We start from the raw sequence: 18007 nt of genomic DNA, 5'->3' as shown, positions 1-18007 counted from the left end.
TAATGCTAAATTGTCATGAATATAAACATACTGACTTATTTCTTCCTTGTTTTTGTCTGTTCCTTTGCCCTGCCTTTGTTTTTCTACTTCAATCTCACCTTTAGTCAAAGGCTGGCGTTCATTCCCACCCTAAGGGTGGAAAAGCCAAAAGTTGCAGACCTTAGCTTTCTTTTTAAAAGGGAAGAGGTCAAAGAAGAAAAGCCACTGAATATAACCCTGTTAGCCACAGTTTCGGGAAGCGTAAATATGGCTCTTGTAAATACAGGTGGGGAGACAAAGGTTGTTAGAGTTGGTAGTCAGATAGGGAACTACAGGGTGTCTAAGATAGAGAGAAACTACATACTCCTTTCAAAGGGTCAAGAGACGAAGGCTGTGGGGTTTAGTTTTGCAAGTGCGAGCGCAAAAGCGGAAGGGATGGTTTCTATTCAGAGTCCTGTCAGCACTCTTCAGTCTGTTATTCAAAAGAGAGAGATAGAAAGCATTACCGCAGACCCGGGTATAATGTTTAGACAGATAAGGCTTGTGCCCTACGTTGAGAATGGAAGAACGGTTGGTTTTCTCTTTGAATGGATAGATCCAAATAGCATATTTTCTAAGATAGGTATAAGCCCAGGGGACGTGCTGGTGAGTATAAACAATCAGTCTATAAGAAGTGGGGAAGATGCTTTTAGGATCCTTCAAGTTTTGAGAAATGAAAGCAGTTTTAAAATCAACTTAATTAGAGAGGGTAAATCTGTAGAACTTTTAGTAAGGGTTGAATGAATGGTTAGGTTTTTATGTCTCTTGTTGATTGTCCTTTCCTTCTCCGCTTACGCTCAGACTGGTGAGGATCTACAAAAAACAGCTCAACAGCAAAGAAAAACCGGTAAAGTATTCTTAAACTTTCAGGATGCGGACATATCTCTCGTGGTCAAGTTTATGTCTGAACTTACGGGAAAAAACATACTTTTGGACCCAAGCGTGAAGGGAACCATCACCGTGAGCTCAGCAAAGCCGGTTAGCGTAAAGGAAGCTTGGGAGATATTCCTTTTAGCCCTTTCTTTGCAAGGCTATGGTGCGGTGGAAGAAACAAACTTCGTAAAGATCCTACCTCTGCAAAAGGCAGTGTCCCTTGCAGAACTAAAAAAACCATCAACTTTGGGAGAGATAGTAATATACATATACACCGCACAGAACGCTCAGGCAGTCCAACTTCAACAGGCTATCCAACCGTTTTTATCCGCTACAGCAAAGATTGCGGTCCATCCCCCTTCCAACTCCATCCTAATCGCAGATATAGCAAGGAACATAGAGAGTTTAAAATCCCTTCTGAAAGAGCTTGATTCTCCTGAAAGAGCAATAAGCGTTAAGATCTACAAATTAGAAAGGGCAAAAGCGGAAAGTGTTTTTCAAAGCCTACAAACTATAGCCTCTGCCTTACAACAGCACTTTGGCACCCCCGTTTTCATAACCTTTAACAAAGACAGCAACTCCGTAGTAGTAGTGGCAAATGAAAAAACACAAAGTATAGCAAAGGAGTTTATAGAAACCTTAGACAGGGAAAGCTTGGGACCCTTAGAAAGAAGCTTTTACCTTATAAAGCTAAAGCATATCTCCGCAGAAGAGCTATACAAGAGTATTCAAACCCTTTTCAGGGAAGTTTCTCCAACCACCCCTGTTCAAACTCAAGAGCCAGGAAGAACATCCATTGACCTCAGAGGTCCAGAAACGCCTCTAAGAAGGGAAGAACCACAAAAACCACAGCCAACTCCTTTGACTACCATAGAAACCAAAGAAGGTGTAAGGATCGGCTTTGACAGGGGGACAAACTCCGTAATAATCTACGCCACACCTCAGGAGTATGAAAGTTTAAAGGTTTTTATAGAAAAGATAGACGTAAAAAGGAAGCAGGTTTTGATAGCAGCTACTGTGGTGGAAATGAGCACGAGTAAGGCTTTGGAGTTGGGGGTAAGGTGGCAGATCTTTGGCACCCACGGTGGAGGAGCGTTTGGTGGTTCAAGCCTTCAGGACGTCTATAGCGCCATAATATCCGGAAACTTTGTGATAGGTGCGTTAAGTAAAGCGGGTAGAACTATAACCGTAGGTGGGACTTCCCTGTTTTTCCCAGACTTGGTGCTTCTGTTTTCTCTTTTAGAAAAAGGTAGTGGTTTTAACATAGTGTCAAACCCAAAGGTGCTAACCCTTGACAACCAGGAGGCGGTCATAAAGGTGGGTCAAGTAATTCCCTTTGCCTCCGGAGTAAAGTTTGACATAAACGGACAGCCGGTAATAACCTACGATTACAAAGAGGTGGGATTAAACCTTAGCGTAACACCTACCATATCCGAAAAAGACCTAAGACTTTTGATAAACCTAAGCGTACAGGAGATAATAGACTTTCTTAGGCCTCAGATAGGAACGCTGAGCTATGCCATACCAGTAACCTCAAACAGACAACTAAACTCTGAGGTGGTGGTAGAAAACGGGCAAACTATAATCCTTGGTGGGCTTGTAAGCACAAAGGCTCTAAACACCAAAGAAGGCGTGCCCGGTCTTCAGGATATTCCAGTTCTTGGATGGCTCTTCAGAAGAGAGGTCAAATCCGAAGACAAGGTCTCTCTCTTCATATTTCTTACACCATATGTTATAGAAAGTGCAGAAGAGCTTTCGCGCATCACCCAAGAACATCAAAAGCTAGCCGAAGAGCTAAAAAACCTGCTTCAGGAAAAGAAGAAACAGGAAGATGAAGAGCAGTATTAAGCAAACCATCCTGTTGGGCTTACTTTTCTTTTTTTTTAGTCTTTTTCTCGTTTTTGCCACTCTTCCTAAGTTTCTAATACTTGACAGAATTCTTTTGAAAAACCACATCTACGTTATGGCTGAAGAAGTGACAGAAAGGATGCTTAGCCTAAGACTAAAGAAAGCTCAGATCTATATAAAGGACTTTAAACTTGGTGATTTTGAAAGTTTGGAGCTGTCTTTGGGGACCTTTTATCTTTTGCTAAGCGGACAGTGTGCAGGTGGTAGCTTTCAGATAAAGCTATATCTCAATAAAGAGATCGTCGCCAAGGGGAAAGACCTTGGTTGTATTAAAAATGCACAGGTAAGGTCCTTAGACCTCCGGATAGCAGAGGGAGTAAAGGGTAGCTTAGAGCTTACAAACGTAAAACTCAAAGACCTTAGTTTGAACGAGCTTAGTTTAAACTTTAAGGGAAATGCGTTCAGCGTGGAGGCAAAAACTGCTGGTTTAACCTTCTTGGGCGATGGGGTTATCTCCTTCAACAAACAAAACCCTCTTAGCTCTTCCATAAACGGCAAGCTTGTGGGAAGTGGTATGACTATGCTTTTATCTGGCACTTTAAATAGTCCCTCCCTTGAATTTGCCAGGTAATGCCCTACTCCACCATCCTCAACAATCTGGCGTGCTTTTTATAAACCTTTATCACATACTCGCTGTTTTCCTTTGCTTTGTCTCCTTTGTTGTAGCAATCTATCGTAAGCTTTACGTTTCCTCCCTTTGCATCCATACACCTTTTAAGAACCATAGCGCCAAAGTGTATGTTGTAGCAGGGTTCCCAGATCCATTCGGTGGGGATCTTATACTTTTTGAGCCAGTGGGAGTTTATCTGCATAATACCGTAATCTACGCTACCGTTTTTGTTGCGGTTTATTGCCCTTGGGTTAAAACCACTTTCCACGCTGGCAATAGCAACCAGAAGGTAAGGATCCACTCCATACCTTTTGCCCGCATCAAAAAAGCAGTGATAGAAGGCAAGGGAAGAGGTAGATAAAAGCAAAAGGAAGGCTATTGCTTTCATTCCTTCTTTTCAGGCACTTCAAGAACTTTGTAAAGAAGGACACGAATTTCCCTGAGCTCTTCCTTCACTTCCTTACGGAGCTTCTCAAACTCTCCCTTTACTTCTTTACGGAACTCCATAAATTCTCCTCTCAAGTCATCAATCCTCCTGTTAGTATCGTCAATCCTCTTGCTTGTGTCATCTATCCTTTTGTTTAGCAAGGATTGCGTCCACTCCATGAAAATTAATTTAACCGATACCTTTTAAAAAGGGTTTCTCTTAGCAGAAACAAAACAATCCCTATGGATATCATAGAATCCGCCACGTTGAAGGCTGGATAAGAAAACTTTCCGTAAGAGAAGTATATAAAATCTCTAACCTCACCAAGGATTAGTCTGTCGTAAAAGTTTCCAAGCGCCCCACCACCTATGGCACCCATAGACAGGGATACAAGCCAATCTCTACTCTTGACTGTGTAGAAAAAAGTAAAAACTATTGCAATGGGTGGGACCCCGAGCAATACTAGTATCCTTAACCAATCTGGAGCATCAGAAAGCAGTCCAAAGGCAACGCCCTTGTTATACACAAGCACCAGCTTTAGAAAAGGCAGAACTTGAATATCTTCCTTTATGAAAGATTCGGCCAAATGTTTCGTGAATAGGTCCAAAAGGAAAACAGTAGAGAGAAAAGCCAAGTATATCAAAGCGTGTTGGTTAAGTATTCTCTCCATACTCTTTCTAAGTCTTCAACCTTTTCCCTTAGGATTAGCTCTTCATAAATCTTTACAGAAAGCTCTGACTCTTCCTTTATCTTTCCCAAAAGCATCCAGTCTAAGCCAGACTCTTCTACAGCGTTCTTTAGGAGTTCTTCCTTGCCTTTCTCCACACTTACAACAACCCTTGTGGGACTTTCGGAAAAGAAAAACCTATCAAGCCTTTCCTCCGTGTATATATTAAGCTCAAGCCCAAACCCTGTGCCAAAAACACACTCCAGCAAAGCTATCAAAAGTCCTCCTGTGGATACGTCGTGGGCAGAAAGGACAATGTGTTCCTCTATGAGTTTTATAAGCACCTCTTGCAGGGCTTTTTCCTTCTTTAGATCCACCACTGGCACATCACCAGCCACTATTCCATGAACCACTTTTAGGTATTCGCTACCACCTAAACTGAGCTTTCTTCTTAGGTCTCCTATCAAAAAGATCAAGCTTCCCGGCTTTTCAAACCTGTGGGATACAAAAGTTTTTCCTTCAATGGAACCCACCGCAACCACTATGGGTGTGGGATATACGTTTCTTATCTCTTTACTTTCCACAGTTTCGTTGTAGAGAGATACGTTTCCGCTAACTACTGGCACACCAAAATACTTACAAGCGTCAGCCATTCCGCTTACTGCCTTTTCCAACTGCCACATAATTTCCGGTCTTTCTGGATTTCCAAAGTTTAAGCAGTCAGTTATTCCTAAGGGTTTTGCGCCAACGCAGGCAAGGTTTCTAAGCACTTCCGCAATTAGATATTTTCCCCCTTCGTAAGGGTTCAGAAAGACCATCCTGCCGTTTCCTTCACAGCTCAAAGCTATGAGTTTTTCACTTTTTAGCTCAGGATAGACTACCCACTTGACCCTTAAAATGGCACTGTCTGCTCCGGGCACCAAGACCGTATTGGTCCCCACCTGATAATCATACTGACTGTATATCCACTCCTTTGAACACACGTTGGGAGAAGACAAAAGCTTGTAAAGGGCTTCCCTTAGGTCTGCTTCCTTTAGCTCATCCTCGTTGAAAGCTCTCAGGTTCTTTATGTAATCTGGTTCTTTACTTGGCCTTTGATAGACGGGTGCCTCTTCGGTTATCAGACTTACCGGAAGCTCCGCTACAAGCTCTCCGTTAAAGTAAGCTCTAAAAATGCCATCTTCCGTCAATTTTCCCACTACTTCCCCCTCCAGATGAAACTCTTTGGCTAATTCTTTGAGCCTTTCCACCTTTTCTTTTTCTACCACCAAAAGCATTCTTTCTTGACTTTCTGAAAGGAGTATTTCGTAAGGTGTCATACCTTGTTCTCTGAGGGGAACCTTTTCTAAATATAGCTCTACACCCATTTTGGACTTGTTGGCAAGTTCTGAAGATGCGCCTGCCAAACCAGCAGCGCCTAAGTCCTGCATACCAACAATAAGGCCCTCCTCTACTATCCTCATTATCGCCTCTATCAGCTTTTTTCCAAAGTATGGGTCCCCTACTTGGACGTTTGGTCTTTTGCTTTCCGTGTCTTCTCCAAACTCACCAGAAGCCATAACCGCTCCGTGAATGCCGTCTCTACCAGTAGAAGAGCCTATAAGAAATAGCAGTTGGCCTGCCTTTGTGCCCCTCGCCCTAAGCATTCTGCCCGCAGGTATAATTCCAAGACAGAAGGCATTCACAAGCGGATTTGTCTTATAACACTCTTCAAAAAAGGTTTCCCCACCCACCGTGGGAACACCTATGGAGTTCCCATAATGAGAAATACCTTTTACCACTCCTTTGACTATATACCTTGTCTTTGCGTCCAACGGAAAACCAAAGCGCAGAGAGTCCATCAAAGCAATAGGACGGGCACCCATTGAAAGAACGTCCCTTATTATTCCTCCCACCCCTGTTGCGGAACCGTTGAAGGGCTCTATAAAAGAAGGATGGTTGTGGCTTTCTATTTTAAAGGCAAGCCAAACCTGATCGTCAAGCTTAACTACTCCTGCGTTTTCTCCAGGTCCTTGAATAACGTGCTCACCTTGGGTAGGAAAAAGCTTTAAAAGTCTCTTCGAGGACTTGTAAGAGCAATGTTCTGACCAAAGGGCTCCCAAAATGCCAAGCTCCACTTGATTTGGCTCCCTGCCGAGCTTTTCAACAATGCTTTTGTACTCTTGTTCAGAAAGACCGTGAAGCTTATATACTTCAACCACCAAGGTGTTATTATAACAGAATGCTTCTTAAAGCTTCTTCCCTTTGCCTGCAGGTGGCACACTCTCCGCAGGGAGGCTCAGTTCCTCTGTAGCAGGAGTAAGTCTTTTCAAAAGGCACACACAAAGACATACCCAAACTAACGATATCCCTTTTTGTCATACCCAAAAAGGGTGCATAAACTTTAAGTCTTACTTTCCTCTTTGCACTCAAAGTGGAACCACAGGTCAATGCACTCTCTGCAGCACTTATAAACTCCGGCCTACAGTCTGGATAGGGAGAGTCCAAAGAATGAACCGCAATGCCTATGGTGTCAATCTCGTAAGCGTCTGCATAAGCCCCCGCTATGGCTAAAAAGATCAGGTTTCTCATAGGAACAGTAGTTATAGGTGGAGTGTCTTTGTGGTACTCTTCAGAGGGCACCTCCGGACCACCCTCCAAAAGGGCTGAACCTTTTATCCCCTTAAGGGAGGGCAATTCTACGATTAGGTGCTCTACCCCTGCAATCTTTGCCAGCTCCCTTGCATACTTTAACTCAACTTTGTGTTTTTGTCCATAATCAAAGGAAAGAGCCAAAACTCTATCGTATTCTCTCTTTGCAAGCCAGAGCAGAACTGCGCTGTCTATTCCACCGGAAAGTAGGACTATTATGCTTTTCATTTTTTATGCCGGAGGAGGGACTCGAACCCCCACGCCCTTGCGGGCAGGAGATTTTGAGTCTCCCGCGTCTGCCAGTTCCGCCACTCCGGCTGAAATATAATTATAATGTGGTCTGCCAGAATGTTCAAAGGATAGAAGAGAGTATTTTTAGAGCCTGCCAGAGGGCAGGAAGAAAAAGAGAAGAAATAATCCTTCTTGGAGCATCCAAGTATGCGGACGCCGAAAAGATAAGACAGGCTTATCAATGTGGTGTTAAGGTCTTTGGAGAAAGTAGGGCGCAGGATTTTTTAAAGAAACTGGAAATTCTAAAAGACCTACCCATAGACTGGCACTTCATAGGAAACCTTCAGACAAACAAAGTCAAATACATCATAGACAAGGTTTCTCTTATCCATTCTGTAGATAGACCAGCTCTTGCCGAGGAGATAAACAAAAGAGCAGAAAAGATACAAAAGGTTCAAGAGGTGCTCATAGAGGTCAATTTAGGTGGAGAGGAAACAAAGGGTGGAGTAAGCCCAGAAGAGCTAAAGAAACTTTTTGAGTACTGCTTAAACCTCAAAAACATAAAAGTCCTTGGGCTGATGGCCATACCCCCCTACGAGGAAGACCCAGAAAAAGTAAGACCATACTTTGCGAGGCTAAGAGAGTTAAAAGAAAAGTTAGAAGAAGCCTATAAGGTTAAGCTTCCCCACCTTTCTATGGGCATGTCCAACGACTTTGAAGTGGCTATAGAGGAAGGTACGACCATAATAAGAATAGGTTCAGCTTTGTTTTTGTGAAGTTTTTTTAACTGTTGCAAGCTTCTCACACAGCTTTAGGGCATGTAAAGAAGGAGAAAGGTCCGCTATGCCTTTCCACGCAATATCGTAAGCTGTGCCGTGGTCTGGAGAAGTTCTTGGAAAGGGGATACCAAGAGTCATGTTAACTCCCTCTTTAAAAGCCAAAAGCTTAAAGGGTATTAACCCCTGGTCGTGATACATGCAGAAAAACAAATCAAGGTCTCTTCTCAGAAAGGCTGAATCCGGAGGAAGGGGGCCTTCAACTCTATAACCCTCAGCTTTTAGTTCTTCCACTGCAGGCATTATTTCTTTTACTTCCTCCTCTCCTATTGTTCCACCTTCTCCCGCATGGGGGTTCAAGCCAAGTATTCCAATGGTGGAGTTCACGCCAAACCATCTTTCATACTCCTCAGCTATAAGCTTCACCTTACTGACAATGTTTTGTTTGGTAACCTTTTCTATGGCTTCTTTCAAAGAAAGGTGGGTTGAAAGTAAAGCTACTTTTATCTTCTCAGAGTACATCAGCATGGCGTATTTTCTAACACCAAAGGCCTGGACTAAAAATTCTGTCTGTCCTTCGTAGGAAAAACCGACCAGCCTTGCCCAAAACTTGTTTATAGGCATGGTAATAAGACCATCTATTTTTCCATGAACCGCATCCACTGCCACCCTTCCCAAGTAGGCCACTGCCACCTTACCAGAAGTAAATGAAGGTTCGGGCTTTTCCACTTCACAGACATTTAGGTCAATTAGATAAACACCTGGGTTTTTAGCCTCTTCTGGAGAGTTTATCAAATCCGCTTCAAAGCTTCTGCCTAACTCCCTTGCACAGGCTTTTAAGACTTTTCCTTCTCCGTATATGATATAAGCCTTGTCCTTATCAAAGTGTTCCGTCAAGCGAACTATTAGCTCCGGTCCTATACCCGCTGGATCTCCTATGGTGATACCTATTTTAACCATTAGATACCCTGTCTCCCCGATGCTTTTCTAACAAGATAATTTACCCTTTTCCTAATTTCTCACCCAACGTATTTAAGTTTATAATTATATTTCGTAGGAGGATCTTTAAATGTTATTAAATCTGGAAGTTAGAACCCAACTGAGAGACCTGTTTGAAAAGGAGCTTGAAAACGAGGTAAAGGTTAAACTCTTTAGTCAAGCTATAGGTTGTGAGACGTGTCCAACCGCAGAGAAACTTCTCAAAGAGGTTGGGAGCCTATCTTCGGATAAGTTAAAGCTTGAATTTTACTCGCCCCTGATAGACAGGGCTGTAGCGGAAGCATACAAAATAGAGCGGGTGCCCACATTGGTCATAGAGGGAGATAAAGACTATGGCATAAGATATATAGGACTTCCTGCAGGTCTTGAGTTTTCCACGCTTATAAACGGCATCATCCAAGTTTCCAAAAGAAGACCAAAGCTGAGCGATAGGACTGTAGAGATACTCCAAACCATAGACCTGCCTATGGAAATTATGGTTTTTGTGACCACGAGTTGTGGATACTGCCCTGCTGCAGCTATAACAGCCATGAACTTTGCAATGGCAAGCGATTATGTAAGTGCGATCATCGTAGATGCAGGAGAAAACATGGACCTTGCAGAGCTGTATCAGGTGGTGGGTGTGCCAAAAATAGTTATAAACAGAGGTTTGGCGGAGTTTGTAGGAGCTCAGCCAGAGAATGCCTTTTTGGGATACTTGGTCTCTGCCTACGAAAAACTAAAAAGAGCAAACTAAAAATTAGGAGGTTCTTCCATGCAGTTCTTCTTAGACACAGGAAATGTGGAAGAGATAAAGCAAGCCTTAGAGTGGGGTATTTTGGATGGTGTTACCACCAATCCAAGCCTTATAGCAAAGACAGGTAGGCCCTTTTTGGAAGTGGCAAAGGAAATTCTGCAGTTGGTGGATGGACCGGTAAGCTTAGAGACGGTGTCAAGGGATGCAAAGGGCATGATTGAAGAAGGCAGAAAGCTTGCGGAGCTTGGCGACAATGTGGTAGTAAAGATCCCCATGACTCCGGAAGGCATTAAAGCGGTGCAGGAGCTGGAATCGGAAGGCATACCGGTTAATGTTACCTTGGTGTTTTCCCCATCCCAAGCCCTCATAGCTGCAAAGGCTGGAGCTACGTATGTTTCACCCTTCATAGGTAGGTTAGATGACGCGTCAAACGACGGTATGAGGATAATAAGAGACATAAAAACTATATTTGACAACTATGAATACGACACTGAGATAATTGTAGCAAGCGTGAGACATCCAATGCACGTGGTGGAGGCGGCTCTCATAGGAGCGGATATATGCACCATGCCCTTTGAGGTAATGAAAAAGCTATTCCAACACCCACTAACGGATAAGGGCATAGAGCTATTCCTCAAGGACTGGGAGAAAGTGCCAGGAAAACCTTTCTAAAACTTCTTCCCAGAGAAAAGCCTGATAAAGTCATTTATTATCACAAATAGGGAGAGGGCTATTATTATGGCTAAGCCTGTTTTTTGCCAGGCTTCTTTGAACTTAACAGAGAGTGGTTTTCTCCTCAACATCTCAATAAAGAACAAAACTATCAGACCTCCATCTAACATAGGAAGTGGAAGAAGGTTGAATATGGCTAATTGAACAGAGATAAAGGCTAACAAGTTTAAGTAAGGGATTATTCCCTGCTGGGCAGACTGCCCTGCCAACTGAGCTATGGCTATGGGTCCTCCCAAGTTTGTAGGAGACAAAGTGCCCGTTATCATACTCCACACAGCCTTTAAGGTTAGCCCAGAAAGAAGAACGATCTTTTCCACACTGGCAACTAAGGATTCATAAACTCCTTGTTTTAGTTTTACAGTTCCTATGTGCGGCATCACACCTATCACGGAAAGGTTGGTTTTTGGATCTTTCATAGGAATGATCGTTAATTCTTTTTCTAGCCCATCCCTTTCTATTCTTAGGTTTATCTTCTCAGAGGACCTTATGAGCTTTACCGATTCTTGCCAAGTTTTAACCTCAACTCCGTTTATGCTTAGTATTTTGTCCCCCTTTCTTATACCCACCTGATGGGCAGGGCTTCCTTCTAACACACCACCAATAACAGGCTCTATAGTAGGCTCTGCACCAAAGGCTCTTGGATTTTTAACGTCCAGATTTCCCTTCAAAACTACAACTTTGCCATCTCTGAGAACCTCTACAGTTATGGTCCTGGCAAAGATCTCTCTTAGCATTCTTTCCTCTAACTCTTTCCACGTTTTAACTTCCTTTCCGTTTATGGAAAGCACCAAGTCCCCTTCCCTTATACCCAATTTCTCAGCCAAGCTATTTTCTTGCACATACCCTACCACAGGTTTTTCTAAAGCATACTTTGGAACCTCTTTGCCCAATAAGCCCAAAAACCAAAAGACAAGAACTGCCAGAATAAAGTTAAAGAATGATCCCGCAAAGGCTATCAGTATTTTCTGCCAATTGGGCTTAGAAGAGAAAGCTTTTGGATCCGCTAAGTTGTCCTCTTCACCGTAAAGCTTTACAAATCCACCCAAGGGTATGGCTGAGAGCCTATATTCAGTCTCTCCATACCGCTTTTTTAAGAGCACAGGACCAAAGCCTATGGAAAAAACTTCCACCTTTACGCCAAAAAGCTTGGCAAACAAGAAGTGTCCAAGCTCATGAAACCAAATCAAAACACCTATGAGGACTAAAAAAGCTATTAAGTATTCCATTCCGCAATAATCTCGTCAGGTATTCTAAAGTTATCCCTAAGTTGCCCGTTGCCAAGTATTACAAACTTTTGTATTGTCAGCTCTTCCAAAGCCATTGGACCCCTTGCGTGTATCTTGTCTGTAGATATACCCATCTCTGCCCCAAGCCCAAACTCGTTGCCGTCGGTAAATCTTGTAGATGCATTAACATAAACCGCAGCGGAATCTACTTCTGCAAGGAACTTCATAGCCTTTGTGTAGTTTTCAGTTATTATGGCGTCTGAGTGCTTTGAACCATACTTTTCTATAAACTCTATGGCTTCGTCCAAACTGCCCACCACCTTTATGGCAAGTATTAAGTCTAAGAACTCTTCGTAGTAATCCTCCTCCGTTGCGGGAACAGCCTTTACAAAGTCAAGCTTTGGATGGGATTTTATTACCTTTAAGCTTTCTTCATCGCACCTTAATTCCACTCCAGCCCTTCCAAGTATGTAAGCCATTTTTGGAAGAAAGCTGTTGAGAATGTTTCTGTGGATTATCAGGTTCTCTACCGCATTGCAGACGGATGGCCTTTGAACCTTTGCGTTATAAACTATGTGATAAGCCTTTTCTAAGTCCGCCTCTTCGTCTACGTATATGTTGCAAACCCCTTTGTAGTGCTTTATAACCGGCACCCTTGCGTTTTCTGCCACCGCCCTAATTAAACTTTCCCCACCCCTTGGAATAGCTACGTCCACCTTACCCTCCATCTTAAGAATTTCCCAAACTATTTCCCTTTCCGGTCTGTCTATAAACTGAATAGCTTCTTCCGGAAACCCCTCTTTAACTGAAGCTTCTCTTAACAGTTCCACAAGCGCCCTGTTTGAGTTTATAGCTTCCTTTCCACCCCTGAGTATTACAGCGTTGGAAGACTTTATACAAAGGGAAGCTGCCTCTATGGTTACGTTGGGCCTTGCTTCGTAGATTATAAAAATAACGCCCAAAGGCACCCTCATCCTTCCAACCCTTAAGCCGTTGGGAAGGGTCCACATACGGGTTATTTCTCCCACAGGGTCCGGAAGGCTTGCCACATCCTTCAGCACCTTTATCATACCATCTATTCTTTTGTCGTTTAGAACAAGCCTATCTATCAAAGCGGGAGAAAGACCTTGAGCAAAGGCATACTCCACATCTTTTTTGTTTTGCTCCTTTATGTAGTCCCTTTTTTTGTCCAAAAGCTCCGCAGCGGTTAAAAGGGTTCTGTTCTTTACCTCCGTAGGAATAGAGCTCAAGGTCCTTAATACCTTCCTTGCCCTATCTACCTTTTCTTCGGCATAGACTTTTAGCTCCATGGCAAAACTCCAAGATCTTCTCTAAATTCACAAGGATATATTATAATTCTTTCCCTCATGGGAATATATAAAATAGCAGTTTTAAAAGGGGATGGAATAGGTCCAGAGATCGTAGATTCTGCAATAAAAGTGCTAAGGCATGTGGAAAAGCTCTCCGGACACAGCTTTGAGTTGGAAGAGGGTCTAATTGGTGGCATAGCCATTGACCAAAAGGGTGAGCCTCTTCCAAAGGAAACTTTGGACCTATGTTTGCAGGCGGATGCGGTGCTTCTTGGAGCGGTGGGTGGTCCCAAGTGGGATGACCTGCCCACATCCAAAAGACCGGAGAAAGGATTACTGCAAATAAGAAAGGCTTTGGACCTTTACGCAAACTTAAGACCTGCAAAGGTTTATGAGCCTCTAATTCAAGCGTCTCCCTTAAAAGAGGAAACTGCAAGAGGAACTGACTTTATCGTAATTAGGGAACTGACCGGAGATGTGTATTACGGAGAGCCAAGGGGGATCTTTATAGAAAACGGCAAGCGCGTTGGCATAAACACCATGAGATATACGGAAGATGAGATAAGGAGAGTTGTAAAGAAAGCCTTTGAGGTAGCAATGAAAAGAAGAAAGAAGCTAACCAGCGTGGACAAGTCCAACGTGCTTGAGGTTAGCGGGCTTTGGAAAGAGATTGTGGAAGAGGAGAGTAAAAACTATCCGGAGGTGGAGCTGGAACACCTTTACGTAGATAACTGCGCCATGCAAATAGTCAGAAGGCCCTCTTCCTTTGATGTGATCGTTACAGGAAACATCTTTGGAGACATACTCTCAGACGAGGCGGCGGTAATAACCGGAAGCTTGGGCATGCTGCCCTCGGCGAGCCTTGGAGAAAGGTATGCCCTTTACGAGCCAGTGCACGGCTCCGCTCCAGACATTGCGGGTAAAGGCATAGCCAACCCCATAGCTACCATACTTTCCGTTGCCATGATGTTAAGGTATTCTTTTAATCTGGAAAAGGAAGCTCAAGCCGTAGAGAAGGCTGTGGAAAAAACCCTTGAAAAAGGCTACAGAACACCAGACATATACTCAGAGGGTTGTCTAAAGGTTGGTACCCAGCAAATGACTGATGCTATAATAAAGTCTTTGGAGGAAGTATGGCAAGAATTATAACTATCTTTCTATTTTTTCTCTCCCTTGGCTTTTCGGACGAGCTGAAAGAAAAGCTAAAAGCCTTTTTTGAGAGGGAAGGTTACGTTATAAAGGTGGAGGGGGATAGAGTTTGGGTGGATATAAAAAACCTTAGAGAAAAGGAAGAGCTGACAGTCCTTAGGGAAGGAGAAGAGATCATCCATCCTATCACAAAACAGTCCTTCGGTAAAGAGTTAGAAAGAATTGGTAAGATAGTGGTGGAGGAGGTGAAAGATAATTTTTCCGTGGGAAAGTTGGTGGAAGGTAAAGGCTTAAAGCCCGGTGATAGGGTAAAGGTTGAGATAAAAAGCCTTTGCTACGAGGGGTCTGAAGAAGGATACTTTTTATTGAGCTCTGTCTTTCCAAAAGTGGAAAAGGGTAAAGGCTGCGCCTATACGGTAAAAGAATTTGAAAGGGGCTATGGAGTGGAGTTTAAAGGCTCTGCCGTAGCTTTCTTTGAAAAACCCACAGTGGGAATACCAAGGGCAAGTTTAGAAGACATAAATATCTTGGTCAAAGGAAAGTTTGTGAAACAGCTTCCGAGCTTACCCATCTCTGCGGATGTGGGAGATGTGGTTGGGGATGGAAGGGATTACTTGGTAGTTCTCTTTTCCGGAAGGGTAGAGGTGTACGAAATTGTTAGAAATGACATAGTTTTAAAAGCGTCTTACTCTTTACCTGCGGGAGTACCCGTATCCGTAGTGGTGGCACCTATAGCAGATGAAAAGAAGGATTACATAATCGTAAATATGGTCTCTGGAACAAGGGCAAGCTCTGTAATACTTCGGATGGTAGGTGGGGTTCTGGTGCCTGTGCTAAAGGATGTGCCATACATAATGGGTGTTTTGGACAAATCAAAACCTAAGGAGACCTTTTTAGGACAAAGATTTGATTCAAAGGTGAAGTTTGGCAATGTTATACGGTTGAGTTTGGAAGGGAACAAACTCCAGGAAAGGGGCATCTTCTTAGCGCCGAGGGGTTTTAAGATAGACTCTGCCATATACTATGGCAACTACTTAATTTTCGTAGATAGCAGCGGAAGGCTAAAGGTTTTTGAAGGCGATTCGGAAATCTATGCGTCGGAAGACAGCTTTGATGGTTCCTATGCCTATGCAGAAATAGTTGAAGATATAAAGGACAGGGTTATTTTCCATCCAAAACCTGCTTTATTTAGCTTGATGAACTTTAGGCTTACTTTGGTACCAAAAAATACTGGGGGGAACGTGCTTAAAATTCTGGACATTCTAAAGTTTTCCAGAGGGGAGCTTGTGATCGTTGGAGAAAGGAAAAAAAGTCTTGTGTTCTCAAAGACAGTTAGGGGAAGTGAGTTTTTGGAAGCTATTCAGGCAGTGGTTAGCACAAAGGACGGAAGGGTTTTTGTTCTTACAGGAAGAGTGGGCACCATTCCGGTGCAGAATAAAGGGGACCTATACGAACTGGAGTTTAGACTCCTTTAAATCTCTTTAAATTTACAAGGGCTTGAGCTAAGGAGTTTCTGTAATCCTCGGCTACCTTTATCGTGTGTTCTATAAGCCTCAACAATTCTTCAGCTTGTTCTTTGGTTAAGTTGTTCATTGGAAGATCGGAAAACTCCTGAAGCTTTTCGAGAGCTGTGTCTATTTGCTTTTCTTTTAGAGCCAATTCACATTCCAGGAGCAACCTTTTGGCCTTTTCCATAGTTTATTCTTTCTACCTCTTCCCAAGCTTCCCTTAAGCTCTTGAGTATGTTTGTTATTTTCCTTAGCTTTTCAGAATCTTCTTTGAACATTTGGGACGTTAGCTCATCCATCAAGACAGTGTATATATCCCTTAGGTTCTTTGCTATCTCTCCTCCTTTTTCCATATCCAAAGAAGCGTCCAGCACGTTTATTATCTCTAAGGCCTTGCCCATGGTTTTGTATTTTCTCTCTTTCAAATCAAAGTCCTCTGAAGGGTTTTCCATCAACTCAAGGGCTTCTTCAAGGGAAGAAATAGCCTTATCGTAAAGCATTATGACAAGGCGCACTGGGTTTGCGTTCATCACCATGTTTTCAAGGTAAGGGTTATTGATCATTTTTTACCTCCTCGCATTTCAGATAAGGACACTATAAAGATTCTCATTCTTTCCATGATATCCTGCGCTTGGTTTATAAAAACTTCTACCTTGGAAAACTCACGCTTTAATCTCTGCTCTTCCTCACTCAACTGTTCCTGAAATTTAGCCATATTACTGTTTATGCTATCTATACGGGACTGATAGTCGTTGATGAAGGATTGAAAATCCGTTCTCGTTTGCTCCAAATAGGTACCATACCTTATTTTTAAACCTTCTATAAGCGTCTTTAGCTCTTGGGGTTTGTTAGAAGCCAGCGTATCCACAGCAGAGCCGTTAAAGGTAAGCGTTCCATCTTCGTTGTAAGAGACTATACCGTATTTGAACAGAGGGTCCAACATGTTTGCCAAGGAGTTTTTAACCCCTGTTATTATCTGATCACCCTGGAAGAGCCCCTTGTCTTTGTCCGTCATCTCGTTTACTTGCTTTGCCACTGCGTTGTATTTACTGACAAAGTCTGAAAAGAAGCTCTTCACCTTTGAGTAATCTTCCTTATATAGTTATCGTAGCACTTCCAGTATTCTTTAAGTTTATAGTCAAGCCAGTTATGACGTTTTCCAAGGTGTTTGAAGGAGTGCTAAAAGTAGTGGTTCCTATAGGGTTGATATAATCAAGCCCCCACGTTCCGTTTGGGCCCTTATGTCTGCTATTGATACTGTAACTACTTGATCCATCCTTGCTCCGTAGTGAATGTACTTATCTTTGAATGTGCCGTCAAGGAGCTTTATGCCGTTGTATTCTGTGTCTGTTGCTATCTTTTGAATGGCGTCCCTGAGGTTTGCTATCTCCTGCTGTAGAGAAGCCCTTGCGTTGGGGTCGTTGATGTCGTTGGCTGCCCTTGTGGCCCTTGAATAGATGCCTCTTAGCCTTTCAAAGATCTGACCTGCAGAGTTTTCTGCAATTTTGAAGGCAGATATACCGGTTCTGATGTTTCTGTTACCCTCTTCCAGACCGACAGCAACAATGGACAGCTGGTCTGCTATGAACAGCCCTGCTGCGTCATCTGCAGCTTCCAAAATCCTCATACCCGTGGATATCCTGAGGAGAGACTTACCCATCTCCCTTTGGTTCACAAGGTATGAGGTGTAGGTTGAGGAAGCTTCGTAGTTAAAGTTGATCCTCATGGCTAACACCTCCTTTAAGGTTTTCTGTTTTTTAAAATCGGAACTTAATGAAAAATTTTTAAGTGATGATTTTACTCATAGAGCAAAAAGCTCATTAAGGCTTACAATATGGATAAACTCTTTTTAAGGAGGTAGAGCATGGAGTTTAAGCACGTGTTCGTATGCGTCCAGCAAAGACCCCCGGGTCATCCTATGGGCTCCTGTTCAGACAGACAAAGCAGAGAAGTTTTGCAAAGGTTTATGGAAAAACAGCAGATGGACCCAGAACTTTTTATGAGTTGCATGATAACACCCACGGGTTGTTTAAATGCCTGTGGAGTGGGACCTGTGGTGGTGGTTTATCCAGAAGGTGTGTGGTATGGAGGAGTAAGACCAGAGGATGTGGATGAGATAATAGAAAAGCACATCAAAAACGGGGAGGTGGTGGAAAGGTTGGTAGTCTCTAAAGGAAAACCTCCGGGAATGTTTTAAAACAGAGCC

At 43.1% G+C, this 18007-nt stretch carries 20 protein-coding genes, 1 tRNA gene and 1 pseudogene; 9 read left to right on the top strand and 13 right to left on the bottom strand.

Going from position 1 to position 18007, the window contains the following annotated elements:
* Window positions 1-15 precede the first annotated feature (15 nt).
* The 3 genes from V7P40_RS01495 to V7P40_RS01485 are packed head-to-tail and all read left to right on the top strand — an operon-like array spanning window position 16 to window position 3370.
* The gene (locus V7P40_RS01495; RefSeq protein WP_333784196.1) at window positions 16-762 is read left to right on the top strand and encodes a PDZ domain-containing protein; all 747 of its coding nucleotides are present in this window, start codon (window positions 16-18) and stop codon (window positions 760-762) included.
* A complete protein-coding gene (gene gspD, locus V7P40_RS01490) occupies window positions 763-2739 on the top strand; it encodes a type II secretion system secretin GspD (protein WP_333784195.1) in 1977 nt (658 codons plus the stop codon).
* A complete protein-coding gene (locus tag V7P40_RS01485) occupies window positions 2723-3370 on the top strand; it encodes a hypothetical protein (protein WP_333784194.1) in 648 nt (215 codons plus the stop codon). Before gspD ends, V7P40_RS01485 begins: the two co-directional genes overlap by 17 nt.
* A 4-nt stretch (window positions 3371-3374) precedes the next feature.
* Here the strand turns inward: V7P40_RS01485 and V7P40_RS01480 are convergent, their stop codons facing one another.
* From V7P40_RS01480 to V7P40_RS01455, 6 genes are all read right to left on the bottom strand, one after another.
* Window positions 3375-3797, bottom strand: a complete 423-nt coding sequence (locus V7P40_RS01480) for a lytic transglycosylase domain-containing protein (protein ID WP_333784193.1) — start codon at window positions 3795-3797, stop codon at window positions 3375-3377.
* Complete coding sequence (locus tag V7P40_RS01475; protein ID WP_333784192.1) at window positions 3794-4015, bottom strand: hypothetical protein; 222 nt, start codon at window positions 4013-4015, stop codon at window positions 3794-3796. The genes V7P40_RS01480 and V7P40_RS01475 overlap by 4 nt, the downstream gene beginning before the upstream one ends.
* 5 nt (window positions 4016-4020) lie before the next feature.
* Window positions 4021-4506 carry a signal peptidase II gene (gene lspA / locus V7P40_RS01470; protein ID WP_333784191.1) on the bottom strand — a complete coding sequence of 162 codons (486 nt, stop codon included), beginning with the start codon at window positions 4504-4506 and terminating at the stop codon, window positions 4021-4023.
* Window positions 4476-6704, bottom strand: a complete 2229-nt coding sequence (gene purL / locus V7P40_RS01465; protein WP_333784190.1) for a phosphoribosylformylglycinamidine synthase subunit PurL — start codon at window positions 6702-6704, stop codon at window positions 4476-4478. The genes lspA and purL overlap by 31 nt, the downstream gene beginning before the upstream one ends.
* A gap of 10 nt (window positions 6705-6714) precedes the next feature.
* A complete protein-coding gene (gene queC / locus V7P40_RS01460) occupies window positions 6715-7362 on the bottom strand; it encodes a 7-cyano-7-deazaguanine synthase QueC (RefSeq protein WP_333784189.1) in 648 nt (215 codons plus the stop codon).
* A gap of 6 nt (window positions 7363-7368) precedes the next feature.
* Window positions 7369-7452, bottom strand: a tRNA-Leu gene (locus tag V7P40_RS01455).
* 17 nt (window positions 7453-7469) lie between these two features.
* Here V7P40_RS01455 and V7P40_RS01450 point away from each other — a divergent pair.
* Window positions 7470-8141, top strand: coding sequence for a YggS family pyridoxal phosphate-dependent enzyme (locus tag V7P40_RS01450; protein ID WP_333784188.1), 672 nt, complete (start codon window positions 7470-7472; stop codon window positions 8139-8141).
* Here V7P40_RS01450 and pdxA read toward each other — a convergent pair.
* A complete protein-coding gene (pdxA, locus tag V7P40_RS01445) occupies window positions 8124-9101 on the bottom strand; it encodes a 4-hydroxythreonine-4-phosphate dehydrogenase PdxA (RefSeq protein WP_333784187.1) in 978 nt (325 codons plus the stop codon). The genes V7P40_RS01450 and pdxA overlap by 18 nt on opposite strands.
* Before the next feature lie 109 nt (window positions 9102-9210).
* Between pdxA and V7P40_RS01440 the strand changes: the two genes are divergently transcribed.
* Both V7P40_RS01440 and fsa read left to right on the top strand, forming a co-directional pair.
* Window positions 9211-9876, top strand: coding sequence for a thioredoxin family protein (locus tag V7P40_RS01440; RefSeq protein WP_333784186.1), 666 nt, complete (start codon window positions 9211-9213; stop codon window positions 9874-9876).
* 18 nt (window positions 9877-9894) lie between these two features.
* Window positions 9895-10548 (top strand): fructose-6-phosphate aldolase, encoded by a 654-nt coding sequence (gene fsa, locus V7P40_RS01435; RefSeq protein WP_333784185.1) that lies wholly within the window; start codon window positions 9895-9897, stop codon window positions 10546-10548.
* On the opposite strand, the gene rseP is transcribed toward fsa, so the two are convergent.
* Both rseP and V7P40_RS01425 read right to left on the bottom strand, forming a co-directional pair.
* Window positions 10545-11834 carry an RIP metalloprotease RseP gene (gene rseP, locus V7P40_RS01430; RefSeq protein ID WP_333784184.1) on the bottom strand — a complete coding sequence of 430 codons (1290 nt, stop codon included), beginning with the start codon at window positions 11832-11834 and terminating at the stop codon, window positions 10545-10547. The two genes, fsa and rseP, sit on opposite strands and share 4 nt — an antisense overlap.
* Window positions 11822-13144, bottom strand: a complete 1323-nt coding sequence (locus tag V7P40_RS01425; RefSeq protein ID WP_333784183.1) for a glutamate-5-semialdehyde dehydrogenase — start codon at window positions 13142-13144, stop codon at window positions 11822-11824. The genes rseP and V7P40_RS01425 overlap by 13 nt, the downstream gene beginning before the upstream one ends.
* Before the next feature lie 57 nt (window positions 13145-13201).
* Between V7P40_RS01425 and leuB the strand changes: the two genes are divergently transcribed.
* The gene (gene leuB / locus V7P40_RS01420; protein ID WP_333784182.1) at window positions 13202-14293 is read left to right on the top strand and encodes a 3-isopropylmalate dehydrogenase; all 1092 of its coding nucleotides are present in this window, start codon (window positions 13202-13204) and stop codon (window positions 14291-14293) included.
* Window positions 14278-15768 carry a hypothetical protein gene (locus V7P40_RS01415; protein ID WP_333784181.1) on the top strand — a complete coding sequence of 497 codons (1491 nt, stop codon included), beginning with the start codon at window positions 14278-14280 and terminating at the stop codon, window positions 15766-15768. Before leuB ends, V7P40_RS01415 begins: the two co-directional genes overlap by 16 nt.
* Here V7P40_RS01415 and V7P40_RS01410 read toward each other — a convergent pair.
* From V7P40_RS01410 to V7P40_RS01395, 4 genes and pseudogenes are all read right to left on the bottom strand, one after another.
* Entirely contained in the window at window positions 15755-15988 is a 234-nt protein-coding gene (locus V7P40_RS01410) for a hypothetical protein (protein ID WP_333784180.1), read from the bottom strand. The genes V7P40_RS01415 and V7P40_RS01410 overlap by 14 nt on opposite strands.
* A complete protein-coding gene (gene fliS, locus V7P40_RS01405; RefSeq protein WP_333784179.1) occupies window positions 15954-16364 on the bottom strand; it encodes a flagellar export chaperone FliS in 411 nt (136 codons plus the stop codon). Before fliS ends, V7P40_RS01410 begins: the two co-directional genes overlap by 35 nt.
* Window positions 16361-16882, bottom strand: a pseudogene (gene fliD, locus V7P40_RS01400) (flagellar filament capping protein FliD); the annotation flags it as partial. The gene fliS and the pseudogene fliD, both read right to left, overlap by 4 nt.
* Window positions 16883-16996: 114 nt before the next feature.
* Complete coding sequence (locus V7P40_RS01395; RefSeq protein ID WP_333784178.1) at window positions 16997-17527, bottom strand: flagellin; 531 nt, start codon at window positions 17525-17527, stop codon at window positions 16997-16999.
* 138 nt (window positions 17528-17665) lie between these two features.
* On the opposite strand from V7P40_RS01395, the gene V7P40_RS01390 reads away from it, so the two are divergent.
* Window positions 17666-17998, top strand: a complete 333-nt coding sequence (locus V7P40_RS01390; RefSeq protein ID WP_333784177.1) for a (2Fe-2S) ferredoxin domain-containing protein — start codon at window positions 17666-17668, stop codon at window positions 17996-17998.
* Window positions 17999-18007: the final 9 nt, after the last annotated feature.

It is taken from the genome of Thermocrinis sp. (assembly GCF_036781485.1).
Lineage (GTDB): Bacteria > Aquificota > Aquificia > Aquificales > Aquificaceae > Thermocrinis.
Note: the sequence above shows the minus strand (reverse complement) of the source record. Positions and strands in the feature narration are given on the sequence as shown.